General features: G+C 47.4%; 27 protein-coding genes. 22 read left to right on the top strand and 5 right to left on the bottom strand.

Annotation, left to right across the window (positions count from 1 at the left end):
• Nucleotide 1: 1 nt before the first annotated feature.
• From HQN90_RS25450 to HQN90_RS25425, 6 genes are all read left to right on the top strand, one after another.
• A complete protein-coding gene (locus HQN90_RS25450; protein WP_173223928.1) occupies nt 2–355 on the top strand; it encodes a ribosomal-processing cysteine protease Prp in 354 nt (117 codons plus the stop codon).
• A gap of 5 nt (nt 356–360) precedes the next feature.
• Nucleotides 361–672: a 50S ribosomal protein L27 gene (gene rpmA, locus HQN90_RS25445; RefSeq protein ID WP_079419062.1), complete on the top strand. Its 312-nt coding sequence runs from the start codon at nt 361–363 to the stop codon at nt 670–672.
• A 188-nt stretch (nt 673–860) separates the two neighbouring features.
• Nucleotides 861–1,616, top strand: a complete 756-nt coding sequence (locus HQN90_RS25440) for a Spo0B domain-containing protein (protein ID WP_173223926.1) — start codon at nt 861–863, stop codon at nt 1,614–1,616.
• A gap of 53 nt (nt 1,617–1,669) precedes the next feature.
• Complete coding sequence (gene obgE, locus HQN90_RS25435; protein ID WP_173223924.1) at nt 1,670–2,971, top strand: GTPase ObgE; 1,302 nt, start codon at nt 1,670–1,672, stop codon at nt 2,969–2,971.
• Nucleotides 2,972–3,150: 179 nt separating this feature from the next.
• On the top strand, nt 3,151–4,224 hold the full coding sequence (locus HQN90_RS25430; RefSeq protein WP_173223922.1) for an anthranilate phosphoribosyltransferase: 1,074 nt from the start codon (nt 3,151–3,153) through the stop codon (nt 4,222–4,224).
• A 145-nt stretch (nt 4,225–4,369) separates the two neighbouring features.
• Nucleotides 4,370–5,164 carry a C40 family peptidase gene (locus tag HQN90_RS25425; RefSeq protein WP_173223920.1) on the top strand — a complete coding sequence of 265 codons (795 nt, stop codon included), beginning with the start codon at nt 4,370–4,372 and terminating at the stop codon, nt 5,162–5,164.
• Nucleotides 5,165–5,242: 78 nt separating this feature from the next.
• Here the strand turns inward: HQN90_RS25425 and HQN90_RS25420 are convergent, their stop codons facing one another.
• Nucleotides 5,243–5,752 (bottom strand): NUDIX domain-containing protein, encoded by a 510-nt coding sequence (locus HQN90_RS25420; protein ID WP_079419052.1) that lies wholly within the window; start codon nt 5,750–5,752, stop codon nt 5,243–5,245.
• 165 nt (nt 5,753–5,917) lie between these two features.
• Here HQN90_RS25420 and HQN90_RS25415 point away from each other — a divergent pair, with 165 nt between their 5' ends.
• The 5 genes from HQN90_RS25415 (at nt 5,918) to HQN90_RS25395 (ending at nt 11,186) form a co-directional block, all read left to right on the top strand.
• Nucleotides 5,918–6,400 carry an ACT domain-containing protein gene (locus HQN90_RS25415; protein ID WP_326069968.1) on the top strand — a complete coding sequence of 161 codons (483 nt, stop codon included), beginning with the start codon at nt 5,918–5,920 and terminating at the stop codon, nt 6,398–6,400.
• Between the two features lie 30 nt (nt 6,401–6,430).
• Nucleotides 6,431–7,717, top strand: coding sequence for a homoserine dehydrogenase (locus HQN90_RS25410; RefSeq protein ID WP_173223918.1), 1,287 nt, complete (start codon nt 6,431–6,433; stop codon nt 7,715–7,717).
• Nucleotides 7,718–7,764: 47 nt separating this feature from the next.
• The gene (thrB, locus tag HQN90_RS25405; protein ID WP_173223916.1) at nt 7,765–8,742 is read left to right on the top strand and encodes a homoserine kinase; all 978 of its coding nucleotides are present in this window, start codon (nt 7,765–7,767) and stop codon (nt 8,740–8,742) included.
• Nucleotides 8,739–9,602 (top strand): prephenate dehydratase, encoded by an 864-nt coding sequence (gene pheA / locus HQN90_RS25400; protein ID WP_173223914.1) that lies wholly within the window; start codon nt 8,739–8,741, stop codon nt 9,600–9,602. The genes thrB and pheA overlap by 4 nt, the downstream gene beginning before the upstream one ends.
• A 153-nt stretch (nt 9,603–9,755) precedes the next feature.
• A complete protein-coding gene (locus HQN90_RS25395) occupies nt 9,756–11,186 on the top strand; it encodes a LysM peptidoglycan-binding domain-containing protein (protein WP_246362836.1) in 1,431 nt (476 codons plus the stop codon).
• Between the two features lie 64 nt (nt 11,187–11,250).
• Here the strand turns inward: HQN90_RS25395 and sigW are convergent, their stop codons facing one another.
• Nucleotides 11,251–11,862: an RNA polymerase sigma factor SigW gene (gene sigW / locus HQN90_RS25390; RefSeq protein ID WP_079419042.1), complete on the bottom strand. Its 612-nt coding sequence runs from the start codon at nt 11,860–11,862 to the stop codon at nt 11,251–11,253.
• Nucleotides 11,863–12,400: 538 nt separating this feature from the next.
• Between sigW and HQN90_RS25385 the strand changes: the two genes are divergently transcribed.
• The 8 genes from HQN90_RS25385 (at nt 12,401) to yajC (ending at nt 21,197) form a co-directional block, all read left to right on the top strand.
• Nucleotides 12,401–13,075, top strand: coding sequence for a BofC C-terminal domain-containing protein (locus HQN90_RS25385; RefSeq protein ID WP_338042383.1), 675 nt, complete (start codon nt 12,401–12,403; stop codon nt 13,073–13,075).
• A gap of 120 nt (nt 13,076–13,195) precedes the next feature.
• Nucleotides 13,196–13,699 carry a crossover junction endodeoxyribonuclease RuvC gene (ruvC, locus tag HQN90_RS25380; protein WP_079419040.1) on the top strand — a complete coding sequence of 168 codons (504 nt, stop codon included), beginning with the start codon at nt 13,196–13,198 and terminating at the stop codon, nt 13,697–13,699.
• The gene (gene ruvA, locus HQN90_RS25375) at nt 13,696–14,328 is read left to right on the top strand and encodes a Holliday junction branch migration protein RuvA (protein ID WP_173223910.1); all 633 of its coding nucleotides are present in this window, start codon (nt 13,696–13,698) and stop codon (nt 14,326–14,328) included. Before ruvC ends, ruvA begins: the two co-directional genes overlap by 4 nt.
• A gap of 207 nt (nt 14,329–14,535) precedes the next feature.
• Nucleotides 14,536–15,543, top strand: a complete 1,008-nt coding sequence (gene ruvB / locus HQN90_RS25370) for a Holliday junction branch migration DNA helicase RuvB (RefSeq protein WP_173223908.1) — start codon at nt 14,536–14,538, stop codon at nt 15,541–15,543.
• Nucleotides 15,544–16,388: 845 nt separating this feature from the next.
• Complete coding sequence (locus HQN90_RS25365; RefSeq protein ID WP_173223906.1) at nt 16,389–18,587, top strand: SpoIID/LytB domain-containing protein; 2,199 nt, start codon at nt 16,389–16,391, stop codon at nt 18,585–18,587.
• A gap of 9 nt (nt 18,588–18,596) precedes the next feature.
• Nucleotides 18,597–19,682: a tRNA preQ1(34) S-adenosylmethionine ribosyltransferase-isomerase QueA gene (gene queA, locus HQN90_RS25360; RefSeq protein ID WP_173223904.1), complete on the top strand. Its 1,086-nt coding sequence runs from the start codon at nt 18,597–18,599 to the stop codon at nt 19,680–19,682.
• Between the two features lie 48 nt (nt 19,683–19,730).
• A complete protein-coding gene (tgt, locus tag HQN90_RS25355; RefSeq protein ID WP_173223902.1) occupies nt 19,731–20,870 on the top strand; it encodes a tRNA guanosine(34) transglycosylase Tgt in 1,140 nt (379 codons plus the stop codon).
• A gap of 15 nt (nt 20,871–20,885) precedes the next feature.
• A complete protein-coding gene (yajC, locus tag HQN90_RS25350) occupies nt 20,886–21,197 on the top strand; it encodes a preprotein translocase subunit YajC (RefSeq protein WP_173223900.1) in 312 nt (103 codons plus the stop codon).
• Nucleotides 21,198–21,261: 64 nt separating this feature from the next.
• Here yajC and HQN90_RS25345 read toward each other — a convergent pair whose 3' ends face one another.
• On the bottom strand, nt 21,262–22,098 hold the full coding sequence (locus HQN90_RS25345; RefSeq protein ID WP_173223898.1) for a phosphatase PAP2 family protein: 837 nt from the start codon (nt 22,096–22,098) through the stop codon (nt 21,262–21,264).
• A 95-nt stretch (nt 22,099–22,193) separates the two neighbouring features.
• On the bottom strand, nt 22,194–22,574 hold the full coding sequence (locus HQN90_RS25340; protein ID WP_173224062.1) for a TIGR04086 family membrane protein: 381 nt from the start codon (nt 22,572–22,574) through the stop codon (nt 22,194–22,196).
• 109 nt (nt 22,575–22,683) lie between these two features.
• Here HQN90_RS25340 and HQN90_RS25335 point away from each other — a divergent pair, with 109 nt between their 5' ends.
• Both HQN90_RS25335 and HQN90_RS25330 read left to right on the top strand, forming a co-directional pair.
• Nucleotides 22,684–24,027, top strand: a complete 1,344-nt coding sequence (locus HQN90_RS25335) for an ArsB/NhaD family transporter (RefSeq protein WP_173223896.1) — start codon at nt 22,684–22,686, stop codon at nt 24,025–24,027.
• A gap of 106 nt (nt 24,028–24,133) precedes the next feature.
• Nucleotides 24,134–24,814, top strand: coding sequence for a DUF421 domain-containing protein (locus HQN90_RS25330; RefSeq protein WP_173223894.1), 681 nt, complete (start codon nt 24,134–24,136; stop codon nt 24,812–24,814).
• A 39-nt stretch (nt 24,815–24,853) separates the two neighbouring features.
• Here the strand turns inward: HQN90_RS25330 and spoVB are convergent, their stop codons facing one another.
• Entirely contained in the window at nt 24,854–26,419 is a 1,566-nt protein-coding gene (gene spoVB / locus HQN90_RS25325) for a stage V sporulation protein B (protein ID WP_173223892.1), read from the bottom strand.
• A 163-nt stretch (nt 26,420–26,582) separates the two neighbouring features.
• Between spoVB and HQN90_RS25320 the strand changes: the two genes are divergently transcribed.
• Nucleotides 26,583–26,936 (top strand): post-transcriptional regulator, encoded by a 354-nt coding sequence (locus HQN90_RS25320; protein WP_338042382.1) that lies wholly within the window; start codon nt 26,583–26,585, stop codon nt 26,934–26,936.
• Nucleotides 26,937–26,992: the final 56 nt, after the last annotated feature.

Below are 26,992 nucleotides of genomic sequence, written 5' to 3'. Positions count from 1 at the left end.
TATGATCTACGTGACCATAAAGCGTCTTGAACCGGATTCGCCTCAGATCTTATCTTATGTAGTGGCAGGCCATGCTGAGTATGACGTACCCGGCAAAGACTTAGTCTGTGCTGCAGTATCGGCGGTTTCCGTTGGTACCTTTAATTCTATAGAATCTTTAACCGGTGTGATTCCTATTCACGAAATGGAACGAGGCCTTCTGGATGTTACAATCCCGGAGAGCACGCGGGACATGGTGGAAACGTGGAACCAAGTTCAGTTGATTCTGGAATCGATGGTCGTTATGCTTCAAACGATTGAACAAAACTACGGTGACTATATAACGATTGAAACAATCTATCACAAAGGAGGATAAACACCATGTTGAAATTGGATCTCCAGTTATTCGCTTCCAAAAAGGGAGTAGGTTCCACAAAGAACGGACGTGACTCGCATTCCAAGCGCCTTGGCGCTAAACGTGCTGACGGTCAAACGGTTACTGCGGGCAGCATTCTCTATCGCCAACGCGGTACGAAAATTCACCCAGGAACAAACGTAGGCATTGGTTCGGATGATACACTTTTCGCTTTGGTACAAGGCGTAGTGAAATTCGAGCGTTGGGGCCGCGATCGCAAAAAAGTGAGCGTATACCCAGTTGATGTAGCTCCTGTGGCTGCAGCAGTAGAAGCGTAATATGAATCCCTGGCGAGCCTGAGTTCGCTCAGGGATTTTTTTCCTAGAACGAAACAAACCTCTAAACGCGGTCACGCTTTCTGATGGCCGAGGGCGGAGGTTTTCTCATTTGTTTGGTGAAGTTTGCTGGTACATCATGATATACTGGATGAACGTTTACAAAGCAGGGAGAACGGAGCGAACGGGGAATGAAGCGAGCAGGCAGCGCCCAGGTTTATTTATTAGCGTTTGTGCTCCTCGGACTAACAGGGATGATGTTTGTGGAATCCTGGATTGTCAGAGGCGCGGTGGTCATCATTGTTGTGGTATGTGGCTATACAGCTTTTAAACTGGAAACAAGCAGAGTAGAAGAAAAGTGGACTCAAATCCTTCACGAACAGGAACACACGAGTCAGAAGAAGCTAATTCAGGTGATGAATCGCCTTAGACATGACTGGATGAACGACACTCAGATTTTATTTGGTTACATTCAACTGAAGAAGTTTGATAATTTACAGCCTTATATGGAAAAAATAAAAATGAATATGCAGCAGGAAAGTAATCTCTCCAAGTTAGGTCTCCCCTCGTTTATTGCTTTCTTGTTGCTGTTCCGAGTCGAATCGAAGTCACTCGAGTTCGTGGTTGAACTAGATCAGGAAATGAATCTGGCTGAGCTCCCTTTGCCAAGCGGACTGATCGAAAGAGTGGTACGGCAAACAGTGGAATGTGTCCAGCAGCATGCAGCTACAGGTGATGGCGAAAGTGGGACACTTAGCTTAGAACTCGATGTTCAAGAAGATAGCTTACTGCTTGATTTTGTATATCAAGGCCCCTATCATCGGGAGCAACTTGAGAAAGCTTTGAATGAGCGCTTGCGTTCGAATGTCCATTCGTTTACGCTAGAGCACAATGATTGGCAAGAGGAAGAAGTGGCTGTGACGTTGCGGTTGCCTTTTCATACATAAATAAAGGGATCTTTGGCTCAAGGTCAAAGTCTCTCCTTAGTTGAGGTGTAGAAATGTTTGTAGATAAAGCGAAGATTTTTGTAAAAGGCGGCGACGGCGGCGATGGCTTGGTTGCTTTCCGACGCGAGAAGTATGTACCGGAAGGCGGTCCTGCCGGCGGTGATGGCGGGAATGGCGGAGATGTGGTATTCCGTGTAGATGAAGGCCTTCGTACCTTGATGGATTTCCGTTATCAGAAGCACTTTAAAGCGGATCGCGGCGAGAAAGGCCGCAATAAGTCGATGCATGGCGCTAACGCAGAAGATATGGTTGTACGCATCCCGCCAGGGACTACGATCATTGATGATGATTCGCAGGAAGTCATCGCTGATTTGACGCGTCACGGACAAGAAGTTGTTGTTGCGAAGGGTGGCCGAGGCGGTCGAGGCAACACACGGTTCGCAACCGCGCGCGTTACAGCCCCTGAGATCGCCGAGAATGGCGAAGAAGGCGTGGAACGCTGGGTTGTCCTAGAGATGAAGGTGATGGCTGACGTCGGCTTAGTGGGTTTCCCTAGCGTTGGGAAATCGACGCTATTGTCGGTTGTCTCTGCCGCGAAGCCGAAGATTGCCGCGTACCATTTTACAACACTGACTCCGAACCTCGGGGTTGTGGATGTGGGCGACGGACGCAGCTTCGTGATGGCGGACCTTCCAGGTCTGATCGAAGGAGCCCATGAAGGCGTGGGGCTCGGCCATGAATTCCTGCGTCACGTTGAACGGACGCGAGTGATTGTCCATGTCGTGGACATGTCCGCTGCGGACGGTCGCGACCCTTACGAGGATTTCCTCAAAATCAACGAGGAAATCAAGCTCTATAATGCGAAGCTGGAGCAGCGTCCGCAGATCGTTGTTGCGAACAAAATGGACATGCCGGATTCCGAGGACAATTTGACCTTGTTTAAGGAGCAGTTGGCTGCGGATGGCAAGGAAGTAGAGGTTTATGCGATTTCGGCTTTGACGCGAGGCGGTATTCAGGAGCTGCTCTACAAGATTTCGGATATTGTAGAAAGCATTCCGAATGCACCAGAGGTTGAGGGTGTAGCTCAAAAAGAAGAACGTAAAGTATATCGCTTCGAGAAACGCGAGGAGAATGACTATACGATTCGTCGTGACAATGATGTATTCGTGATCGAAAGTCCTTCGATTGAGAAGCTCATCAAGCGAACAAATTTCAGTACACAGGATGGCGTTGCCCGGTTTGCCCGGATTTTGCGGAATATGGGAATCGATCAGGAATTGCGTACGCGTGGAGCCGTTCATGGTCAAACGATCCAAATTGGCGACTTTGATTTTGAATTTGATGAGAAGCAGTAAACTCACAAAACACTTATCCTTGCACAGGGTGAGTGTTTTTTTGCGTTAAACGCGCATTATATGTTATAAAACTTGACATGTTTTTAGAAAAGGTTTACGATTTTCTTGATAATTGCTTTATATATGTAAGTTAATGTAACATTAAATTGAATGACTTCAAGCAGGGAGGAGGAGTGACGATGAAAAGATGGATTCAAGCGATAGGGTCAGGTCAGCAAGGCTCACGAGATCTTTCTTATGAAGAGGCGGTTGAAGCAGCTCATGAGATGGCCGGTGGACATTCAACGGATGCGCAATGTGCCGCTTTTTTAATGGCGCTGTGTATGAAGGGAGAAGCTGATGAAGAGATGAGGGCGTTCGTGGATGTTTTCCGCAGCTATTCCTTGAATTACCATCCTTTAGCCGATTCACTCAACTGCGCTGGACCTGCGGAGGGGCGGCATTTATTCCCGATTACACTTCCTGTCAGTTTATTGCTGGCCTCTGTGGGTTTCTCACAGATTCTGCATGGCGGAGACTCGCTGCCTGCGAAGCAAGGAACGGCGATGAAAGAGCTGCTGGAAGGTTTGGGCGTAGAATTGGACGTAACCGTTAAAGCTTGGGAGACGATGTTAGTCCATCTGCACATTGGATTTCTGCATACGGAGCAGCTCTGCCCGCCTTTAGGAAAACTGAAGCAGGTACGTGAGCAAATTGGCATGCGCACCGTTATGAACATCGTAGAGAAAGTGATGAATCCGGTACACTCGATGAATATGATCATTGGGGTGAACCAGCGGAAAACGATGGAGTCATTGATTCCTATTTCGATGAGCTCAGGCTTGCAAAATGTATATATTGTCAATGGCATTGAAGGTTCCGAGGATTTGCCTATTTACCAAAACAGCACGATTCGGATTGTTACTCCATGGGGTGATGAATCACGCGTGGTGGAACCGCAGAAATTCGGTTTTCGGAGCGAACCCTTGCTGCCGATAAGCAAAGAGGATCAGGTTTCCATCGTGCAGCGGATCATTGCGGGGGATAATTCCGAGGAATTGCGGCGCGAGCGGGATCATGTTATTTTCAATACGGGCTTGCGGTTGACTTGGTTTGATAAGGTTGGCAGCTATGAGGAAGGCTTTCAATTGGCGGAGTCTCTGCTGCAGAGGAGAGAAGCCCATAAAGTCATGCAAAAATGGATCGACCAAAGCCATCGTTTTACCCGAAAAGACGTTTCTAATGGGAATGACTCTTCCACAAAAATCGGATAAAGATCCTACCTTTCTGCCTGGCAATCAGGCGAAGGCAGGGTCTTTTTTTGAATTATGTTGCGGCTATCCCCTTAAATTGGCCTGTGCTTACGAACCGTATATTGAGGTAAATAAGCTAAAGCGAAAAGCTAGGGAGGCTAACAACATGAAAAAACAACTATTGACTCTTGCGCTCTTACCCACCCTTATTTTTGGGGCGATTACGATACCGATGCCGCAGCAAGCTTCAGCAGCAACAGCAGCAACTGCTCAGATTATAAGCAGTGTCAGCTTGAGACAAAGTGCAGATGAGAATTCGGCGCGGATTCGATACCTGAAGCAGGGAGAGAAAGTTACCATTTTGACCAAAGTAAACAGTTGGTGGTATAAAGTAAAAGCTTCCGACGGACGTGAAGGGTACATAAGCACGAGTTCCAAATACATACAAACTTCTGGAGATAGCTCATCAGGCGGATCCAATAGCGGTGGAAACCAAGGTGGAAGCGGGAGCGACTCAACATCTACAAAGGTTCAAAAAATTATTGCAGCCGGAAAGAAATATTTGGGCACACCCTATGAATATGGGTCAAGCCGTGACAATACAGCGACTTTTGATTGCTCCGACTTTGTTCGTCAAGCCTTCCTGGATGGCATTGGCTTGAAACTGCCAAGCGACTCTAGAGGACAAGGGAGTTATGTGAAATCTCTGGGACATGCCAAAACAGACTGGCACGATCTCAAGCCAGGGGATCTCATGTTCTTCATGTCTTACAAAGGGACAAGCGCATCCAACTACAAGGGAATCAATAAATCAACGCAGACGATAACCCATGTAGCTATTTACTTGGGCGATGGTCAAATCTTGTCCACTTACTCCAAAGAAAGCGGCGGAGTGCGTATTGACTCCATTGCTAATCGGCATTGGGAATATCGCTTCTTGTTTGGCGGAAGCGCACTCTAGGCGACCAACCCAAAAACCTTAAGTTCCACTTCTGTGGGCTTAAGGTTTTTTTGTGTTATAAGACATAGATGCGAGGCGTCAGAGCTGCTTCGGGTCTATGAGAGGATTCCAATGTACGGTAGGCTCCTCTGTGCCTGCGATGACGCCGGCTGAACCGATCCATGGGTGCGGCGTAAGACCAACCTGGAAATAGTGTTCAAGCAAACAGCGGAAAATATAAGGGATTGGGCGATCGAGTACTTGTTCTTTGGGAATCCAATGCAGATCGCCTTCATTGGTGACAATGCGCGGATTGACATCCATTTTGCCGATATAGAAAAATTGCTGGCGAACTTCTTGTCCATTTAAACGAAGTAAGACATACTGTAATTGCAGTCCTTCTATTTCATCATGTTCGATGCCGGTTTCTTCGTATATTTCTCGTAAACAGGCCGCGCGCGGATTATTGAGCTCATCGGGTTCCAAGTGGCCGCCGACTGCTGCCCAAACACCGGGAGAGAGCGTGCGTGTTAAGGAACGTTTCATCATCAAGAGTTCGTTCTGGCTGTTCCAGAGCAGTGCTGTAGATAGCATTCGAAATGTAATCATGGAAAGAGTCCCTTCTTATCTAGTAATCTCAGCTTATCATAGGTAAGATCAAGGCTGCAAAGAATGCAAGAGTAGATGAGAGATGCCTATTGCATCTGTCAGCTTGATTCGATATAATGTCCTCTATAGAGAAACAATAGTCTTTCTAGAGAGGACGGTAGACCAGTGCCGGAAAGCAAAGAGTTTTTGCAGACGATTAAGCATACCGGTCCTGAGAGGTACTACTTAGTCCGGGAAGATATATTGCCGGAAGGTGTACTCAAGACGGCGCAGGCGAAAGAATTGCTGGCAAGAGGCGAAGTAAAGACGATTCACGAGGCTGTTGAACAAGTAGGGCTCAGCCGCAGCGCTTTCTATAAGTATAAGGATGGCATCCATCCTCTCAGCAAGCTGGAAAGAGAACGAATTATTACAATATCCATGGATTTAGAGCATCGCTCAGGAATTTTGTCACGCGTATTGGCGCTTATTGCTGAACTGGATGGGAATGTTCTTACGATCCATCAGACGATTCCATTGCAAGGTATGGCCAATGTCGTCATCTCGGTTGAAACCACTTCCCTAGGGGAAGAGATTCGTCAGATTCTAGATCGACTTCAGGCACAGGATGGAGTCAAGCGCGCGATGATTATCGGTCAAGGAAGTTGATCAAGCTACATGAAACGGGAGGTAAATGAAATGAAACCAGTCAAGGTTGGATTGCTTGGATTAGGAACAGTAGGAACAGGTGTCGTGCGTATTATCGAAAAGCACCAGGAGGATTTGCAGCGCCAAACCGGTTCCGCGATTGAAATTGCCAAAATTTTAGTACAAGATAAATCAAAGCTGCGCAACATCAGTGTAGATGCCGATAAGCTGACAGAAAATGTATGGGACGTAATCGGCGATAGCGAGATTGATATTGTGATTGAGGTTATGGGCGGAGTGTCTTCAACGAAAGAGCATATCCTAACGGCCTTAGGCAATGGCAAGCACGTTGTAACAGCCAATAAGGATCTTATGGCGATGCATGGCGCAGAAATTTTGGCCAAAGCGGCGGAGCATGGCTGCGACGTATTCTATGAAGCGAGCGTGGCTGGCGGTATTCCGATCATTCGTGCACTTGTTGAAGGCTTCTCTTCAGACAGAATCACGAAGATCATGGGGATTGTGAACGGAACGACAAATTACATTTTGACAAAAATGAGTCAAGAAGGCGCGGCTTATGCAGACGTTTTAAAAGAAGCGCAGGAGCTTGGCTATGCAGAGGCTGATCCGACTTCCGACGTTGAAGGCTTGGATGCTGCCCGCAAAATGACGATTCTTTCTACGCTCGGATTCCATGCTAATGTTGCCTTAAGTGACGTAGAAGCAAAAGGTATTTCGAAAGTTACGAAAGAGGATATCCAATACGGTAAAAAATTAGGCTATGAAGTGAAACTGCTTGGTATTGCCGAAAACCATGATGGACACATCTCCGTAAGCGTGCAGCCGACAATGGTCAAAAGCTCGCATCCGCTTGCTTCGGTTAATGGCGTTTTCAATGCGGTATATGTCACTGGAGAAGCTGTTGGCGAAACGATGTTCTACGGTGCTGGAGCGGGTGAACTGCCAACGGCTACATCAGTTGTAGCTGATTTGGTCGCTGTTGTACGGAATTTGAAGCTGGGTATCAATGGACGTACCGTACTCGCGCCTTACAAAGAGAAGAAGCTGAAAACGGACGAACAAATTGCTTCCAAAAACTTTATTCTTCTGCATGTTGAAGATAAAGCGGGTGTACTGGCGCAAATTACCCAAATTTTTGCTCACCATGAAGTCAGCTTGGAATCAGTCTTCCAACATCCGAATCAAAGCAATCCGAAGGCTGAAATTATTATCATTACCCACGATGCGAACCAAGCCAGTATGAAAAATGTACTGAAACAGTTCGATTCTATGGACGTTATTCATGCTATCAAAAGCGTCTACCGCGTAGAAGGCTAATTCCTATCCGTTCAGGCTAAATTATGGAAAAGAGGCGCAATTTCGAAATGAGTTATCAGTCAGTGCAAAAGGTAAGAGTGAAGGTGCCGGCAAGTACGGCAAACTTAGGTCCTGGCTTTGACTCCCTGGGGATGGCCCTGAATCTCTATGCTTGGATCGACATGGCCATCTCGGATCAAACGACCATTCAACTGCTTGGCGATCAGATGAATGGCATTCCAACGGACAAGTCTAATCTCATATATAAAGTCGCTCAAATGGTCTTCCAAGAAGCGGGCGTCGTTTATCCGGAGCTTGAAATTGCGATGTACAGCGATATCCCCTTGACGCGTGGTTTAGGCAGCAGCGCCTCCGCTATTATCGGGGCATTGGCAGGCGCCAATGCACTGATTGGGAATAAGCTCACGCCTTATGAGCTGTTTCAAATTGCGAGCCGTCTGGAGAAGCACCCTGATAACGTAGGGGCAAGCTTATATGGCGGCATCGTGGTGGCATTCTGGGACGGTGAGCGAGCCGAGTCTATTCGGATAGAGCCAGACGTGAACTTGGAAGTGCTGGTAGCCATACCTGCCTTCCAACTGTCTACGGAGAAGGCGAGAGGCGTGATGCCTAAGCAAGTTTCTATGAAGGATGCGGTGTACAACCTTAGCCATTCCTCACTGCTTGTAGCTGCGCTAAGTACAGGCAACCTAGGGATGATCCGTCATGCCATGAAGGACGCACTGCATCAGCCATATCGCGCTGAGCTCATTCCGGGCATGAAGACCTTGTTGGAGCAAGCCGAGCATCATGGCGCACTTGGCGTCGCTCTCAGCGGTGCGGGACCAACGATGCTTGCCCTTGTGGACGCACGAAGCGGACAGAAGGCCGAACTGGAGGCTTTCTTGAAGGATACACTGGCGAAGGAAGGCATAGAGGCCGAAACGCTCTGGTTGAGGCCGAGTCAAGAAGGTGTGACGATAACCCTGCTTCAAGAGAATGACGGAGATCTGCAATCTCTGGTAGAAGGCGGGGTCCTTGTATGAAGAAAGTTGCGATTCTGGGTCCGAGCACCTTTTCGGAAGAAGCTACTCGCCATTTTTTGAAAGAGGATTTTATCTATGTTTCCTATAAGCTGATATCCGAAGTATTCAATGCGACGGTATCGGGAGAAACGGATCTTAGCGTTATTCCGATTGAGAACACCTTGGAAGGCTCCGTACATTTGCATGTCGACTGGCTCGTACATGAGGTCAATCTGCCGATACGAGCTGAATGGGTTTTTCCAATTGATATGAATCTAATCGGATTTCCCAAGTCAGACGTTCAGTCGGAAGGTGCGAACCCGTACCAGCATATCCGCAAGGTACTATCCCATCATGTCGTGCCTGCACAGTGCAGCCGGTTCATGAAAAAGTATTTGAGCGGAGCGGAGTTCGAACAAGTGAGCTCTACCGCAGAAGGGGTTCGTCTTGTATCTGAACTGCAGGATCCAACCGTAGCCGCTATCGGAACGGCCATCGCTTCGGAGAACTATGGCGTTCCCATGCTGGAGAGGGAAATACAGGATCACAAAGACAATATGACTCGCTTCTTGCTGGTGGGCAATGAGGCTTCTGAGCTGAAATCTTCGGGTGACATGAAGACAACTATTCTGGTTACGCTGCCTGAAGACTATCCAGGTGCCCTGCATCAAGTACTGTCTGCGTTTGCTTGGCGGCGGATCAATCTCTCTAAAATTGAATCCAAGCCGACGAAGAAGAAATTAGGAAATTATTACTTTTATATCGACATAGCCGGGTCCTTGGATTCTGTGCTTCTGCCAGCTGCGATTCAAGAAATTGAGGCGATAGGTTGTCAGGTTCGAATTTTGGGTTGTTATCCGAGCTATTCTTATACAAGTTGAACAAGCGATTCCCTGGCGTTGATGACGCGAGGGAATTTTTTTGTCCCAAAAGGGGCAAAAGCCTAGGAACGTGCATAAACTGTAATATCATTGTGAATAAGCATAAGGCTTATGCAGCATGTTTTCTGACGAACATTCGAAGGAGGTATGGTGTTGAAAATCCATATTGTCAAAAAGGGAGACTCCCTGTACGAGCTTGCAAAAAAATACCAGACTACGCTGGACCAGATTATCGCACTCAATCCACAGCTGGCAGACCCGAATCATCTTGACATCGGAATGAAGGTGAAGATTCCTTCGAAACCGAGTCACTTTGAGCCGCCTGCGGAATATGCGTACAAACACGTTGTCGTACAGGGCGATAGCTTATGGAAGCTTGGAAAAGCTTGGGATGTACCGCTTCATGCGATGATTCAAGCGAATCCGCAGCTGAAGAATCCCAATGTACTTATGACTGGGGAAGTTGTGTATGTTCCCAAATTCCAGCATCACGAGCATGAAGGCAGTCAGGGTCAAGCAGCAACCACTCCAGTTCCCTCTTCAAAACCTTCGACGATGCCATTTGAACAAATGCCGGCTGAGCAGCCTTGGACGCCTGTTGATATGAATCAACAGCCAGTTATGCCCATTGCTGAAGCGCCTGTTCCGGTCCCAACGCCTGCTCCAGAGCCTGCCCCCATTATTCCGCAACCTATCCTATCTTCGCAGATGGAGCCATCTTCTATTATGCCTGCTCCAGAGCCTGAGGTTTTTGAAATGCCGGAACAGCATGAGAAAGCCGTTCATCCGTTTAAGCAATTTCACATCTCTGCGACGGAGGTATCGGTCTACCCGGAATCCGAGCAGCCTGAGGCGTCCACGTATCCCGTATTTGCCCAGCAACCTGAGGCGTCCACATATCCCGCATTTTCGGCATATCAACAACCGCCATGGGAACAGGCTTCTTACAGCAATCAACCGCAAATGACGTATCCGGCAAGCGAAGAGGGCTGCGGCTGCGGAGGTCCTTCGATGATGGAACAACCGTGGTCGACAATTCCGGCGGGTTATCCAACAGGCTCCGTCGGAACGCCATGGGATGGCTACCAACAGGGATCCCCTACGATTCCAGGTCTGTATCCGCCGGCATCGCCTTACGACATGCAGCAAGGCGTACAACATCCTTATGGTGATTATCCACAGGCAGGACACCATCATCAATCTTTTGGTGATTATCCGCAGGCTGGACATCATCATCAATCTTTTGGTGATTATCCGGCAGCTGGGCATCTTCATCATCATTCCTTTGATGGCTACCAGCAGGCGCCCTACGGCATCCCGTATGCCGGTGCCCACTATGAGGCTCCTTATGAGTCGCCGATGATGCCGCAAGTTCATACTCATGAGCTGGCCAAAGAAACAAATACAGATGAAATCGTTGAAATTGACATTCGCAGCGATAAGCCGACCAAGTCCAAAACCCATCGCTCAACCAAAAAAGTAAGATTGTCCGGTTCATCCGCCTTAAATTCGTTCTTAAAACGTCAGCAGAGAGCAGATGAAAAGCAGGAATCCAAACCGGCCGGACCTTGGATCAACTTCTGAACATGAAAAAGAAGCCTTCTAAACCACTCGAGCTTGTGTGGAATAGGAGGCTTCTTCATGTATGTTAGGCGATCATGCCGATTGTAAAAAAGACCATTAAGCCAACAACGAAATTCATTCCCCATTTTTTGCGAAGCAGCTCACGTCCGCGGTGCAAGCGGGTTTTCACGGTTGTGATGGGTAAGTTCAGCTTAGAGCTAATTTCTTGAAGTGAGAGCTCCTCCATGTAGTAGAGGGTAATCACACTTTTATATTTGTCCGCTAATTTATTAATGGATGTATGCATGTGATCTCGAATCTCTGTTTGGAGTACGGCGTGCTCAGGCGATTGATCTTGACTTGCCAGCTTGCTGTAGTAGCTATAGTCATCGTCATGATCGTTCAGTTCCGCATCCAAGGATTGGACGGGTCTCTTTTTGCGGAGCAGGTCAATAGCAACATTTTTCCCAATCCGATAAATCCATGTAGAGAAGTTCTGGCTCTCATCATAATGATTTAAGTTCAGATAGACACGGATGAAGGTTTCTTGGACGATGTCCTCCGAATCCGGTCTGTTGTGCAGCATGCGAAAAGCAAGCTTCTGAATTTTGTTGCGGTATAGCTCGACTAACTCCACGAAAGCATTGCGGTCGCCTCGTCTGGATAATTGAATTAATTGAAGTTCTGCCACATTCATGATGTTTTCCCTCCCTTAAGAGTTTTCATAAGAAAACTGTCTTCTTTAACAAAAGCAAAGCGTTTTTCGCTAGAAAAACTTGCATTTTTAAGATGAACTTTTGTGATTTAGTCTTGTTCCATATATATCGTTGTTCCTGAATAAGTATGAGATTAATTCATCTACTTCTGACTATATCACTTCTGTGGCTACAGTCAAATTTTAACCTATGGCGAGCTCATTTTATACCCATTCGTAATCGAATTTATGGAGGTTTGGTTACTTTTTTGAGTTGGCGAGGGATGTGCGGCTGAAGTTGAACGTGGTGGAACCCCTGTTGACCTGGTTTTATTAATTTCGTTCCAAATGGCTACTGACCCCCACAACAAGACGACTCCAATCATGAGGAGCGTTGTGCGTTTAATCCGTTTTCTACCTTTCATTCAGGGCATCACCGTCCGTCTTGATTGTTTTCATTCGTTCTCTCTATGGTAAATGATGTATAGCGTTTGATGCAAATGGAAACAATACGGAAAAACGAGAAGAGAAGGGGATATCAGTGAATGTGCAACGCTTTTTGAAGCATTGGAAAAGAAAGCTGCGGCGCAAACGCAGTTTGTTGACGTTAGGGATGTTCTTTCTTGTCGGAGCGGCGGGTTGGCTATTATTTGCTTCAGACGGTTATTTAAGTAAAGCTGAGCGCTCTGAGAGAGCAGTTCAATCAACCATGGCGCAGCTAACACCTGAAGATGATGAACGGTTGAAAACGGCGACAGAAACGCTCAAACGGATAACGGATAGCCGTGAAAGCTACTTGCTTAAGTCCTATGTTTGCGGAGAGGAACGCAGCCAGCTAGGACTGCAAACGTCGGAACAATTGCTCAATTTGCAGACTAAGCATCCAGATTGGCTGTTGAGCTTAAGCACGAACGGAGAGGTAACATTTACCGAAAATATTGATGATTTATCACCGGCTTGCAAAGAAAACGCGGTATTCGGTATCGATGGCAGCAGCAATCTCTCCCTTTTTAATGGAACACCAGCCAAAGATAATGTGATTCGCACCTTTTTTCAGTTGAATATTAAGCATCTGGAAAGCAGTTTGCCGCGTGATACGGTGGAGCAATTGCACAATGGCATTCGAGTGTCGGATATGGAGGAGTATAATAGCGTATTATCCACCTTCAGTGATTATGCCGTTGAAGAGACGGAGCGGGCGATGACAAGGCCATAAATGGGAATAATGAAGAAGAGGTAGATGAGGGGATTCCCGAGTCTATCTCTTTTTTTTGTTATCTGCTATAATGTGAAATGACTACATATGTTCGCTTTTTTTAGATGGGAGAGAAATGCTGTGCGTATTCTGGGGATTGATCCGGGGATCGCGATCGTAGGTTTTGGCTTTATTGATAAGATTGGCAGCAAGCTCGTCCCTGTGCAATATGGTTCTATTCAGACAGAGGCACATACGGACCCCGGCATCCGGCTCAAAGATGTCTATGATGCTACGGTACAATTAATAGAGAAGTATAAACCGGACGCGATGTCGATCGAGAAATTATTTTTTAATCGAAATGTAACAACGGCTTTCACGGTAGGGCAAGCGCGAGGTGTGATGATTCTTGCGGGTGTTCAAGCCGGTCTGCCGATTGCTGAATATACGCCTCTTCAAGTGAAACAAGCGGTTGTTGGCTATGGAAATGCCGAGAAGCGTCAAGTTCAGGAAATGGTCAAGATCTTGCTTAAACTTTCGCAAATACCCAAACCGGATGATGTGGCCGATGCGCTTGCGATTGCTATTTGCCATGCACACTCATCTGCTTTGCAATCTAGGATAAATGAGGTCAGGAAACGATGATAGATTTCTTAAGAGGGAAAGTTGCCTTTCGCGAAAGCGACTATGCCGTTTTGGATGTAAACGGTGTAGGTTACCGTGTTTTTTGTCCGAATCCGTATGCCTTGTCTCATAAGGAAGATGAAGATGTGACCATGTTCATTCATTACCATGTGCGTGAGGATGCTCACCTGCTGTTCGGCTTTATCTCACGGGATGAGCAGTCTCTGTTTCGTTTGCTGCTCGATGTGACGGGCATTGGACCTAAGGTAGCTCTCGGGATTCTGGCAGCGGGCGGTAGGCCGGAGGCTGTTATTTTGGCGATTAGCCAGGAGAATTTAGCCTTTTTGACGAAGCTTCCGGGTATCGGCAAAAAAACGGCTCAGCGGATTATTTTGGACTTGAAGGACAAATTAGGTTCTGTCAGCTTCTCCAGTCCGGAGGCGGCTGTCGCTTTGAGCGTGGTTGGTTCGGCGCAGCTTACTGAAGGCGGCCACATCTGGAGCGAAGCGAAGGAAGCATTGATGACGCTGGGGTATACCGAAGCAGAGACTGACCGTGCTTGGCTGCAAGTGAAGCCCAAAACGAATCCGGGAGATTCGGTGGATGTGTTAGTGAAGCTTGCTTTGCAAGCTTTGTATTCGATGCAGTAGAAGTGATGAACGTTATGGAATCATAGAATTCATAGTATACATAAGGGTAAGGGCTATACATGCGGTAGCTCAGGTTTGTGAGATAAAAGCAAGTGAAAATGGCTTATGAGATAAAAGCAAATGAATGTGGCTTGCAGAGTTAAAGTAGATGGCTGCTTAGGTTTACGAAGTCAGCTTTCCTTAGGGAAAGCTCTTAGGAGGATCACGATGGACAATGACCGGATTATATCGGCTAATTTGATGATGGAGGACAATGTCATTGAATATAGCCTGCGTCCTCGTTATTTGGCCGAATATATCGGCCAGAAGCAGGCGAAGGAGAACCTTAAGATTTATATTGAAGCCGCCAAGATGCGTAAAGAAGCACTTGATCATGTGCTGCTGTACGGTCCGCCTGGCTTAGGCAAAACCACGTTGTCCAACATCATCGCCAATGAACTTGGCGTGAGTATCAGAACGACCTCCGGCCCAGCGATTGAGCGGCCGGGCGATCTTGCTGCCATCCTGACGAATTTGCAGGAGGGCGACGTGCTTTTCATCGACGAGATTCACCGTCTCCACCGTACGGTGGAAGAGGTTCTATACCCGGCGATGGAGGACTTTGCCCTTGACATTATCATCGGCAAGGGACCGAGCGCACGCTCCGTGCGGCTGGACTTGCCGCCGTTCACGCTGATCGGCGCGACGACGCGCGTCGGATTGCTGTCTGCGCCGCTGCGCGACCGCTTCGGGGTCGTCAGTCGGCTGGAGTTTTACACGGTGGAGGAGCTCACCTACATCGTCAGCCGCACAGCCGACATCCTGCAGGTTGGCATCGTCGGCGAAGCTGCGCGCGAGATCGGGATGCGCTCTCGCGGGACACCGCGAATCGCTAACCGCTTGCTGAAGCGGGTTCGCGATTTCGCGCAGGTCAAAGGCGATGGCATCATCACGCTAGACATCGCCAGAGAGGCGCTGAAGCTCATTCAAGTCGATGACCTTGGTCTGGATGAGATTGATCACAAAATGCTGCGAGCGATCATTCAGAGCTTCCAGGGCGGTCCTGTCGGTCTGGAAACAATTGCCGCTACCATCGGTGAAGAGAGTCAAACGATCGAGGATGTGTATGAGCCTTATCTGCTGCAGATTGGTTTTTTGCAGCGAACACCGCGCGGCCGCATCGTCACACCGCTAGCCTATCATCATCTGGGCTTGCCAGTGCCGGATCAGAAGTAAGGGAAATCTTTTGCCTCAGCCGAATGGCGGGGGTGAAAGATTTTTTTGTTTGAAGTTACGTGAAACGGTCGTAAACAGTGAACTTATACGGCGATGAGCCTGCCGAAAAGGCAGGCTCGAGCGAGAAAAGAAGCAAACCTGCGCAAAAGATGTGATGAGCCTGCGAAAAAAGCTGTCTTAGGGGTAGAGAAGCAGTGAACCGCCGCTGAGCCTGCCGAAAAGGCAGTCTCGAGCGGAAAAAGAAGCAAACCTGCGCAAAAACTGATCTGAGCCTGCGAAAAAAGCTGTCTCAGGGGTAGAGAAGCAGTGAACCGCCGCTGAGCCTGCCGAAAAGGCAGTCTCGAGCGGGAAAAGAAGCAAACCTGCGCAAAAGATGTGATGAGCCTGCGAAAAAAGCTGTCTCAGGGGTAGAGAAGCAGTGAACCGCTCCTGAGCCTGCCGAAAAGGCAGTCTCGAGCGGAAAAAGAGGCAAAACTGCGCAAAAGCTGATCCGAGCCAGCCGAAAAAGCAGTCTCAGAGGCAGAGAAGCAGTAAACCGCTCCTGAACCTGCCAAAAAGGCTGTCTCGAGGTACAACTCGCAAAGCGAGAAAGCTTGCATGTTAACGCAACTTCACAGCGCTAAAGGTGCCCCTATGCCCACCGCAACGCTGAAGAACGCGCACACAGCAGCAGTGAACCCCGATCTAACAACACTGCATAATCCAGCATTTTCGCAGAAATATCGGGTCCTCTCCCAAGAGTACCCAGACATTTTTTGCTAAAAACGACGCTATCAAACAAAACTTCTTCGGCTTACTAGAGTCTAACGTTATAGAATGCCTCGAAAGAAAGGAATTATTGTCGAATGAATTGGAGAAAAAAGCTGCTCGCCCCTAAGACGTTGACTGTGATTACTACAGCCGCTTTGATTTTTGGAACATTCCCAATAGTGGAGTCGCCTGCCCATGCAGCGGAAGTAAAGCATTTGGATCAAATTCGTGTTGCTCTCCTGATAGATTCAACGAAGTATAAATTGGTAGAACCAGTAGTTACGCTATCCGGCGGAACGGGTGGGATGGAAATTGGTGTTCGCGCTGCTGCGAATGCAGTGGTTAAGCCTTGGTTATCCATCGTGGATACATCTATCCGTATGTCTATTGAGCAGTATAGCGCCATGATGCTGGAGACAACGGATTTTACGGCGGCCAAAGCGCTATATGCCAAGCTGGCTACAATGACGGCAGATGGCTATGTATTAAGCCGAGTGAAGCAAGGCAAAACTGTTTATCAAGTGTATTACGGCAGCTTTCCTACCAAGGAGGCGGCCGAGGGCACAGCTGCGCAGGCATTGAAAGATGGGACGGTCGCAGCACTAACGAAGTCGATTCCACCTGTTCTGACAGGTCCACTGCACTTAAGTGCCGGGAGCTATGCGACGGAAGCGGCAGCTCAGCAGCAAATGAGTGTATACATACAAGCCGGAGTTCAAGCGGAAATAGCCGTGCAGGAAGATGCGACAGGAACGCTGGCTTATAGCGTTTTTGTAGGCAGCGAAGCAACGGCAGCGCAGCTTGACGCGGTGAAGACAGCCGCGCTGAAAGCAGCTCCGAATGTACCGCTGCAAGCCGTAAACGCAAAGTCCTCTTATATCATTGCTCGATCAGATGTTACAGCTTCATCGAACGGCGCTGCTGCAATCCCGCATTATGCGTCAGCCGCAGGCGAGCAGAAGACGGTGGTTCATCCCAAAAGCGACGGGATTACGGTGAAAGAGCGGGGAGACCGCCGTTATCGCGGAGATATGGAAATTAGTACTTATCATGATAAATTAGCCTTGGTGAACGAAGTTGCCATGGAGTCTTATTTATACGGTGTTTTAGGCTCCGAGCTTAGTGCTGGCTGGCCTGTGGAAGCTTTGAAAGCACAAGCAGTCGCTGCAAGGACTTTTGCGATTAAACAAGGGAATAAGTATGAGATTGCTCAAGTAACGGATACCACGCTTGATCAAGCTTATTATGGTATTCAAAAGGAGTTTCCTGCAGGGAATCAAGCAGTGGATGCTACGAAGGATGAAGTCATCAGCGATAAAAACGGACTCATTTCACCGGTGTTCTCCTCTAATGCTGGAGGAATGACCGCTGATCCTTCTGAAGTATGGGGGAATCCGCTTGCTTATTTGCGCAGTGTGCCTAGTCCGGATGAAGGTGCAGAGCAAGGGAAAGCTATTTGGTACCGCATTCAGCTGGCAGATGGTCGAACGGGTTATGTGCATTCGATGTATCTCAAGGATAGCGGCCAGAAGTCCAAAGAAGGGGCTTCTTATTACACGGCTACAGAGAAAGATGTTAACGTGCGGCTAGCACCTTATGTTGATAATGCGGCGAACCCTTCAATTGATCAACTTTCAACGAATGAAAAGGTGCTTGTCATTGGTCAAGAGAAAGAATCAAATGCATTTTCTTGGACGCGAGGACCTTATACAGCCAGTGATATCAAGGGTAAATTAACGGCAGCAGGGATTGCAATCACGGGAGATTTGCAAACATTAGAGATATCCAAACGCGGCCCATCCGGCAGGGTGACCGAGCTGAAAGCGAACGGCACAGTTGTGAAAGTTCCTTATCCGGATGCTCTACGCACGGTGCTTGGCGGTTTGCCCAGCACTCGGTTTGAAATTGAACCAGCAGGCAGTTATACTGGTAATACGCCAAATGCGGCTGGCTTAGCCATTGCTGGTGCAGCCGCGACAGAAACAAGCGGTTCTGCGACGGAGCCCATCTATGTTTTATCCGCAGGACAATCGGCCCCCACCGCTTTGAAAAAGTCAGATTTAACAGCTCTCGGCACAGCTGGATCGTCTAAGCCCAGCCTGGCGCCAGGCAGCTCGACATCTTCGTCTGTTGTTCAAATAGGTTCAGGCAAACAATTTGTTTTCCGAGGAACAGGCTATGGCCACGGGCTAGGCATGTCCCAGTGGGGGGCAAGAGGTTATGCGGAGCTCGGCTATGATTATAAGAAAATTCTCCAGTCCTACTACGCTGGAATTACCATAACTAAGGAATGAAACTACTTCATGGATGTACAATCTTTTGATTTTGAACTACCCGAAAATTTAATTGCCCAGACGCCGTTGCTGAATCGTACGGCGTCCAGATTGCTGGCACTTAACAAACAAACTGGTGAGACGAATCACCAAACTTTTGAACAGCTGATTGATTATATCGAAGCCGGGGATTTGCTCGTGATGAACGATACACGGGTTATACCAGCCCGGCTTTTTGGTGCGAAGAAAGACACCGGAGCGAAAGTGGAGCTTCTGCTTCTGAAGCCGCTGGGCGACGACCGTTGGGAAGCTTTGGTCAAGCCTGGAAAGCGCATGAAGCTAGGCGCGATAGCAGTCTTTGGACTGAATATGGATGCAGCCAATCCGGAGGAGCCGCTTTTAACGGCGGAAGTGGTAGAAGAAGGCGAGATGGGGGCCCGTGTGCTTCAATTTAGCTATACCGGCATTTTCAACGAAATTCTCGACCAATTGGGCGAGATGCCGCTTCCTCCCTACATTAAGGAGCAGCTTTCTGAACGAGAACGTTATCAGACGGTGTATGCCAAGCATGAAGGGTCATCTGCGGCCCCGACAGCAGGTCTGCATTTTACAGAAGCCTATCTGGACAAATTACAAGCGAAGGGCGTGCGAATTGCATTTGTAACTCTGCACGTCGGATTAGGAACTTTCCGTCCTGTTTCGGTCGATACGATTGAAGAGCATCAAATGCATTCGGAATATTATGTGCTTTCACCGGAAACAGCCGCTTTAATCAATGAAACAAAAGCGAATGGCAGACGAGTCATAGCGGTAGGGACAACCTCGGCACGCACGTTGGAAACGGCGGCAGGACTGAGTCGTGAACAAGCGGGAAGCACGGGGACAGAACCGCTGCATATCGAAGCCTCCCAAGGCTGGACGAGCATTTTTATTTATCCGGGATATCAGTTCGGAGTCGTGGATGCCTTGTTAACCAATTTCCATTTGCCGAAATCAACTTTGTTGATGCTGATCAGCGCGCTTGCAGGGCAATCTCATGTCTTGAAGGCGTACGAAGAAGCTGTGCGGGAGCAATATCGCTTTTTTAGCTTTGGCGATGCGATGTTCATTTATTAATAATCAAGATGAAGAGAAAGCTTAGAATAGGAATAGGAAGTGGATGTATTGGCAGCAGCAGTAACGTATGAACCGATCAAAACATGCAAACAGTCCGGAGCCCGCTTAGGCAAGGTTCACACGCCTCATGGAGTCATTGAAACACCGGCATTTATGCCGGTTGGCACACAAGCAACGGTCAAAACGATGAGTCCTGAGGAATTAAAAACGATGGACGCTCAAATTATTTTGAGCAACACGTATCATTTGTTCATTCGCCCTGGTCACGATATCGTGAAAGCTGCAGGGGGATTGCACAAGTTCATGAACTGGGATCGGCCGATCCTTACAGACAGCGGCGGATTTCAAGTTTTCAGCCTGAGCAATATGCGAAAAATTACAGAAGAAGGCGTGACGTTCAAATCGCATTTGAATGGGGACAAGCTGTTTCTTTCCCCTGAAGTAGCGATGGAGGTACAGAATGCTCTCGGATCTGATATCATGATGGCTTTCGATGAATGCCCCCCTTTCCCTGCCGAGTATGATTATGTGAAGAAATCCCTTGAACGCACGACGCGTTGGGCTGAGCGGTGTCTGAAAAGTCATAGCAGACCGGAAGATCAAGGCTTGTTCGCCATTATCCAAGGAGGCATGCATGAGGATCTGCGGAGGCTAAGTGCGGAGCAGTTGACTTCCATGGATTTCCCGGGGTATGCTATTGGTGGACTGAGTGTTGGAGAGCCTAAGCACCTGATGTATGAAGTGTTGGATTACACAACACCACTTATGCCTGCGAATAAACCGCGTTATTTGATGGGCGTTGGATCTCCAGATGCCTTAATTGAAGGCGCTATCCGTGGGATCGATATGTTCGACTGTGTATTGCCAACAAGGATCGCAAGGAACGGGACATGCATGACCAGCGAAGGTCGACTCGTGATTCGCAATGCGAAGCACGCCACTGATTTTGGACCGCTCGATCCCAAATGTTCTTGCTACACGTGTAAGAATTACAGCAGAGCGTATATCCGTCATTTAATTAAAGCGGATGAGACCTTCGGTATTCGATTGACAACGATTCATAACCTTCACTTTCTACTACAGCTCATGCGTGATGTCAGAGGAGCCATTCAGGAAGATCGACTGCTTGATTTCCGCGATGAATTCTTTGCCTCTTATGGGCTGAATGATAATGAAAGAGGATTTTAAGAAAGGAGGATACCTATGTTACTATCAGCAGATGCTGCAGCTAATACTGGCGCAGTTGGGTACTTGTATACATACGGGCCTTTAGTGCTTATGTTTGTTGTTCTTTACTTCTTACTTATTCGTCCACAACAGAAAAGACAGAAAACACGCAATCAAATGCTTGGTGGATTGAAAAAAGGGGATAAGGTCGTTACGATTGGTGGTTTACACGGAACGATTATGGATATCACGGATGACATTTGTGTACTTCGTGTCAATGATGCAACGAAAATGACGTTTGACCGTTCCGCCGTTAATGCGATTTCGAAATCGGCAGCAAAGGAATAAAATAAAAAAGCGAGAACCTTCATCAGGCTCTCGCTTTTTATTTGGCTTTTTTATAAGAGACGGGTTACAATTCATTGTTCTTGAGAGGTTTGAGAAGTGCTTGCTCGCCAAGGACCAGACGGCCTTCTGCGATACGCAGCCCGAATCTCGCGGCGACAACGCCAAGTACGACACCTGCACACATATCTGACAGCCAATGGATGCCTAGGTAGAAGATTGTGAAAATAATAAATGCCGCAGAGCAGGGCACGAAGATTTTCCAAAATGTATTGCGGCTCTTCACAGCAATGACAGCCATGGAAACCGAGATGGATGTATGCAAACTTGGGAAACAATTATCGAGTCCCGAAAGAGGACGATAATCTTGTTCGAATGTAGGAAATACATCGAGAATCAACAGTTTGACATTCGGATGAAACGACCAGACTTCATTAACTGGGAAAAACAGATAGAATGGAATAGCGACCATATAGTTGAACATCAAAGCATAACAAATGGCGTAAAACAGTTTATAATTTTTCTGGTAGGTATAAAGTGCTATAGATGCAATCATCACAGCAGGAAAGATAACGACGTAGAAATAACTACTGACAGCGGTTAGGATATCATTATGAAAAAAGTTCTGAATCGAAGCCACGAAGTTGCCTTCTATGCCGTAGATCGATTTGGTGAAATCCGCATTGAAATGCATTTTTTTCTCAATGATCATTTCAATTTTATTGAAAAATAGAATCGTGATAAGGGCGGCGAAGTGAATTAGGTACTTCCGGGAAGTGAACACTTCTTGTACGAAACTCCCGGCAATATTGAAAGGGCTTGTGCGTGTCGCAGCAATCAGCAAGACAAAGATAGTAATAACTATATAGACCGTTGCATGTGTCATTGACTGAAACGGGCTCATGGTGTTTTCCCCCTAATATTGGAAATTTATTACGATAATAACCAAGATATTATATCACAGTCTGAGGGGGAAAGTGATAATTTCACGGAAAAATCTTATTTTCTTGTATTTACGCCAAGCATGCCGCCCAAAGCTCCGGATACGAATAAAATGCTAAGCAACTGCAGGGATTGAAGGTTTAATCCTGCATCGAATGCAAGAAAACCAACCAAAAAGATAAGCAAGAAATAAACAAAACCAACAATGCCTCCATGATACCAGCCGCGGTTTCCCGCTCTTTTGCCAGAAACCCAGCCTCCAATAAAAAGTGATACCGCATGGATAATTGTTGTTAACGTATGTAAGGAGCTCTCTTGGGTGCTGGTTAAGAGCAGAAACAAAGATGTTAGTATCGTTCCAATTGTCATCATGCTTAATGAATACATAAGGCCGGAAAATAAAGGAGACGTTATTCGAACCTGACTGACCGTTTTCATGGGGTTCACAGGCACCAATCCTTTCGCATATTCGTTCTTTTCATTAACATCATTGTATGGTCAAGCACATAGAATTAGTACAGACTGTTTAAGGAGGAAATGAATCGTTATGACGGAATTTTCACAAGGACCTGCGCTTTGGCAAACGGTCGCAGCTATTGTTATATTTGCCGCGGCGTATATTTGCATTTTAATTGAACGCTGGGACCGCATGTATACGGCTTTAGGCGGAGGCTTGCTGATGATTGTTTTGGGAATAATTCCGATCGGCAAAGCTGTAACAACGTATGCCAACTGGCATGTCCTTTTGCTGCTGATGAGTTTATTTGTAATTGCCGGACTTTTTCAAAAAACAGGACTTATTTCGTATGCATCCAGCCACATCATTCGCAAGTTTCGCATGCAGCCTTTTACGCTGCTGGTCAGCTTGTCGCTGCTTGCTGCCGCCAGTTCGGCACTGTGGGATGGCTTATTGGCTGTCGCTGTAATTGTCCCTATCTTGCTGAAATCGACGAAGATGATGAAACTATCGCCTGTTCCTTTTCTAATTTCTGTTCTTTTATCCGCGCACATTGGCGGTATGGCAACATTGATGGGCAATTTGTCGAACCGACTTGTCGGTCAGTCTGTCCCTATTTCAGCTGCTCAGATGCTCGCCAAATTAGGACCGCTTAGCTTGATTCTGCTTATCGTTGTGTATGTCATCCTGTGGGTGGTTTATGGGAGAAGCATGGTTATTGCTGAAACGAGCAAAAGGGAGCTGCTCAGCTTACAGCCTGCTTCTTATTTAACACAGGATCGCCTCTTTTTGATTGGAGGTTCCCTTACAACAGGGCTTACTCTGTTGACCCTTTTGCTGCAGGGGGTTCTAGGGTGGAAAGCTTCTTACATTGCTGCAAGCGGCGCGCTGCTTTTATTTCTATTAGGCTATAAGCAATGGGTGCATCTCATTAAGCAAAAAGATGTTCAGACTGCTTGGCAAGTAGTCAAGGACTCGCAATTCTTATTTTTCTTCGGTTTATTTGTGATGGTGGGTGGATTAGCCTATGCGGGCTTCACGGGATTTGTGGCAGCGAGAGGGCTTGAATTAAGCCAAGGAAGTGTTCCCTTTTTAACGAATCTGCTGCTATGGTTAACGGCGTTTGGGTCTGCGATGATGGATGCTATTCCCTATACAGCGGCCATGATACCGGTAGTGAAGGATATGGGGAAGGAAGTCCTCAATTATTCTTCTCATACAGCCGCTATCCCCATGTGGTGGTCGTTGCTTGCAGGCACAGCGATTGGAAGCGGGGTAACTCTGCTTAGCTCAACGGCGAATATGTATGCGGCAGTTCTTGCTGAACAAGAAGGCGGGGGGCTGACCCAGCGTAATTATGTGATCGTGGCAGCGCCGATTTCTTTGCTTTTATGCATCATTGCGACGATCTATTTCAACATTTTTCTGTTGTAATTGCCAACAATTGAATACGTAAATTCTGCATGATGAAGTGCATCCGCGGTCAGAATACCATTGAACTCCGAGAACAAGCAAGAGCTTAGATCAGGGGAGGTTAACGATGGAAATTCTGACCATTTTTTTACGTACCGTGCTGGTTTACTTTGTCGTTTTTCTGATGCTTCGGCTGATGGGGAAACGAGAAATCGGTAAATTATCGCTGTTTGATCTGGTAATCTCGATTATGATTGCAGAAATCGCTGTATTCGTGGTAGAGGATTCCAGTAAACCGCTGCTGGATGGGCTTATCCCGATGGGAACGCTGGTGCTTATCCAAATTTTTATCGCTTTCATAGCGTTGAAGAGCAGGACTCTGCGGCTTATGTTTGATGGAAAGCCAAGCGTTATCATCAGCAAGGGAACGATTGATCGCGAAGAAATGAAGAAGCATCGTTACAATTTAGATGATTTGATGCTGCAGCTCAGACAGAACAAGATTATGAATGTGGCTGATGTGGAATTCGCAGTGCTTGAACCGTCGGGGAAACTAAGCGTTGTGGAGAAAGCAGTGAAGGAGTCTAGCGCAGACGTGGAAACGCCAAAAGGTGTGATCCGATACGAGGGACTGCCGCTGGCCCTTATTATGGATAGCAAAGTGCAAGACGATAATTTAGAGAAGATAGGGAAGACGAGATTTTGGTTGAAAAATCAGCTTCAGCTCAATGGGGTCCGTGATTTCAAAGAGGTTTTTTATTGCTCGATCGACCACAGAGGACGCATATTCCTGGATCGCAAAAGATAAGGCAGGCCGGTGACAGGCGCTACCTTATCCACGTTTGCATCAACGAATCATTTTTTTGCCCATGCTCATAAGTCGACTGATATCCTTCAACCGAATCAGGCGGAAAGCAGCGATAAGCAGCAGATAAGTAAGAAAGCCGACAATCAGGGAAGTGACAAAACGGAGCCAGTCCGTTGATGTCCAAGCTGTATACATGACAAGGTAGCTGCAAAGCCCCGAAAGCACCATCGCCGCTCCGATTTTGCCGAAATCGCTGCCTTCCATGCGGAATTTCAACAAGCGTACTACACTGTTCCAATGCAGGAGTGTTACGAGCACGATATTGACATTAATGGCAAAAACCGCACCGTGAATGCCCATTTCCGGCTTGCTGGCCAACCAATAGATAAGAACAAGCTTGACGATAGATCCGATTAGCGTGTTGATTAATGCCGCTCCCGGTTTGTTCAAGGCTTGCAAAGTGGACTGCAAGGGAGCTTGAAAATAAATAAATATGGCGATGGGCGCCATCATTTTCAGCATAACACCGACATCAGGTTGATTGTACATATACGTACAGATGGGTTCGGCCAGAACGAACATAAGGACGGTAAAGGGAGCTCCTGTCACGAGAGCCAGCTTCAGGGATTGATGCAGGCGCATATGGATTGTTTTGATATCTTTGCGTGCCGCGGCTTCACTCAGAGATGGCACCAGCGAAACCGAAAGCGACATCGTAAGTGCGCTGGGTAAAAGAATGATAGGAATAATCATCCCTTGCAAAGCGCCATATTGCGCTGTAGCGACGGAGGTTGTAATTCCAGCAATGGCTAAGCTTTGTGCGATCAGAATAGATTCGAACAGGTACGAGCTGGCGCCTATCAGTTTACTTCCTGTGATGGGGACGGCAATCCGCAAAATTCTGCGTAAATTAGCCAATCTGCCTTTCACTTTGGTTGAGCCGATTTGGGCGAGTGGTGTTTTTGGAGACGTTTTTTTATCATATTTGAAATGGATGGCCAGAACGACTAGACCGCCAATTTCGCCGGCAAGCACGCCCATCATGGCGCCTGCTGCAGCATATTCAATCCCATAGGGAATCATGACGTATGAACAGACAAGCACCATGACAATACGGATCAATGTCTCCATGATTTGAGACGTTGCCGTGGGGATCATATTCTGTCTGCCTTGAAAGTAGCCGCGATACACCGCAGAGATCCCGATGATGGGTATCATGGGACTCATGCATAAGAAGGTGTAATAAACCCGTGAATCCGTTAATAAGTGCGAGGTAATCCACGAAGCCCCGACGATGCATGCAACGGTGAACAGTGCGCTAAGCGAGATCGTGATGGCTAACGATATTCGGAGAATGCTGCGAATTCTCGTTTCATTATTTTCGGCTTCAGCCTCCGCGATCAGTTTGGCAATGGCCACCGGAATCCCGCCCGTTATGATGGTGAGGATTACGGATAAGAAAGGCCAGCCCATATGATAAATACCGATGCCTTCCGCACCGATGACTCGCGGCAGCGTAATTCTTGGAATGAAGCCAAGAATCCGGTTTAAAATTCCTGCGGCTAACAGGATCATCGTACCTCTAATAAACGATTGCTTCGTCAACGCGACTCCCTCTTCCGATACTTGACATACTCTATGAGTATGCGAGGGTTGGCCAAGCTCATGCTAACATTTTGTGGACAGGGCAGCGCCAAGCAGGAAAATCGTGGATGACTATCGAATAGAAGATGGAAGCAGGTAAATCACACCTTAGGAGGATCTCTCTATGACCGGAGAAGATAACGACCAAGTCCCTCATCATCCTGAGGATACAGAGAACGAAGAAGACGACACGGAGCATCAAGAAACATCCACAGAAGCCGGTGAAATGGATCATGGACCTTCCGACACAGAGCTCAATGAGATCATTGAGAGCTTGTGCTTAAGCAAGGTGGAGGAGTTTGTCCTGCTTGGCTATGAGCATGTGAGTGGGAAAGATATATGGGATTGTGTGAGTGATAAATATCGTAAAACCGGTGTTCCTTCGCTTCACCAGATCGTGAATGACATTTTATCGCTGAAATCGACGCAGTTTATGAACTGGATGACGATTAGTATGTATAAAGGAGCCCAATTCTGAGAATAGGGCTTATTTTTCTGTTATTGAGACATGATAAGGTGATAAACCGACTTAAA

The organism is Paenibacillus alba, assembly GCF_013204855.1.
GTDB classification, from domain to species: Bacteria; Bacillota; Bacilli; order Paenibacillales; family NBRC-103111; genus Paenibacillus_E; species Paenibacillus_E alba.
This window is presented reverse-complemented; position numbering and strand designations above follow the sequence as displayed.

What these genes read in the sequence shown, in the direction of transcription:
- HQN90_RS25425 (WP_173223920.1), top strand. Translation starts at nt 4,370, where the DNA reads ATGAAAAAACAACTATTGACTCTTGCGCTCTTACCCACCCTTATTTTT.
- obgE (WP_173223924.1), top strand. Translation starts at nt 1,670, where the DNA reads ATGTTTGTAGATAAAGCGAAGATTTTTGTAAAAGGCGGCGACGGCGGC.
- ruvA (WP_173223910.1), top strand. Translation starts at nt 13,696, where the DNA reads ATGATAGATTTCTTAAGAGGGAAAGTTGCCTTTCGCGAAAGCGACTAT.
- thrB (WP_173223916.1), top strand. Translation starts at nt 7,765, where the DNA reads ATGAGTTATCAGTCAGTGCAAAAGGTAAGAGTGAAGGTGCCGGCAAGT.
- ruvB (WP_173223908.1), top strand. Translation starts at nt 14,536, where the DNA reads ATGGACAATGACCGGATTATATCGGCTAATTTGATGATGGAGGACAAT.
- HQN90_RS25440 (WP_173223926.1), top strand. Translation starts at nt 861, where the DNA reads ATGAAGCGAGCAGGCAGCGCCCAGGTTTATTTATTAGCGTTTGTGCTC.
- HQN90_RS25345 (WP_173223898.1), bottom strand. Translation starts at nt 22,098, where the DNA reads ATGAGCCCGTTTCAGTCAATGACACATGCAACGGTCTATATAGTTATT.
- HQN90_RS25410 (WP_173223918.1), top strand. Translation starts at nt 6,431, where the DNA reads ATGAAACCAGTCAAGGTTGGATTGCTTGGATTAGGAACAGTAGGAACA.
- rpmA (WP_079419062.1), top strand. Translation starts at nt 361, where the DNA reads ATGTTGAAATTGGATCTCCAGTTATTCGCTTCCAAAAAGGGAGTAGGT.
- HQN90_RS25450 (WP_173223928.1), top strand. Translation starts at nt 2, where the DNA reads ATGATCTACGTGACCATAAAGCGTCTTGAACCGGATTCGCCTCAGATC.
- queA (WP_173223904.1), top strand. Translation starts at nt 18,597, where the DNA reads ATGGATGTACAATCTTTTGATTTTGAACTACCCGAAAATTTAATTGCC.
- yajC (WP_173223900.1), top strand. Translation starts at nt 20,886, where the DNA reads ATGTTACTATCAGCAGATGCTGCAGCTAATACTGGCGCAGTTGGGTAC.
- HQN90_RS25340 (WP_173224062.1), bottom strand. Translation starts at nt 22,574, where the DNA reads ATGAAAACGGTCAGTCAGGTTCGAATAACGTCTCCTTTATTTTCCGGC.
- pheA (WP_173223914.1), top strand. Translation starts at nt 8,739, where the DNA reads ATGAAGAAAGTTGCGATTCTGGGTCCGAGCACCTTTTCGGAAGAAGCT.
- HQN90_RS25420 (WP_079419052.1), bottom strand. Translation starts at nt 5,752, where the DNA reads ATGATTACATTTCGAATGCTATCTACAGCACTGCTCTGGAACAGCCAG.
- HQN90_RS25365 (WP_173223906.1), top strand. Translation starts at nt 16,389, where the DNA reads ATGAATTGGAGAAAAAAGCTGCTCGCCCCTAAGACGTTGACTGTGATT.
- HQN90_RS25335 (WP_173223896.1), top strand. Translation starts at nt 22,684, where the DNA reads ATGACGGAATTTTCACAAGGACCTGCGCTTTGGCAAACGGTCGCAGCT.
- sigW (WP_079419042.1), bottom strand. Translation starts at nt 11,862, where the DNA reads ATGAATGTGGCAGAACTTCAATTAATTCAATTATCCAGACGAGGCGAC.
- HQN90_RS25320 (WP_338042382.1), top strand. Translation starts at nt 26,583, where the DNA reads ATGACCGGAGAAGATAACGACCAAGTCCCTCATCATCCTGAGGATACA.
- HQN90_RS25330 (WP_173223894.1), top strand. Translation starts at nt 24,134, where the DNA reads ATGGAAATTCTGACCATTTTTTTACGTACCGTGCTGGTTTACTTTGTC.
- HQN90_RS25430 (WP_173223922.1), top strand. Translation starts at nt 3,151, where the DNA reads ATGAAAAGATGGATTCAAGCGATAGGGTCAGGTCAGCAAGGCTCACGA.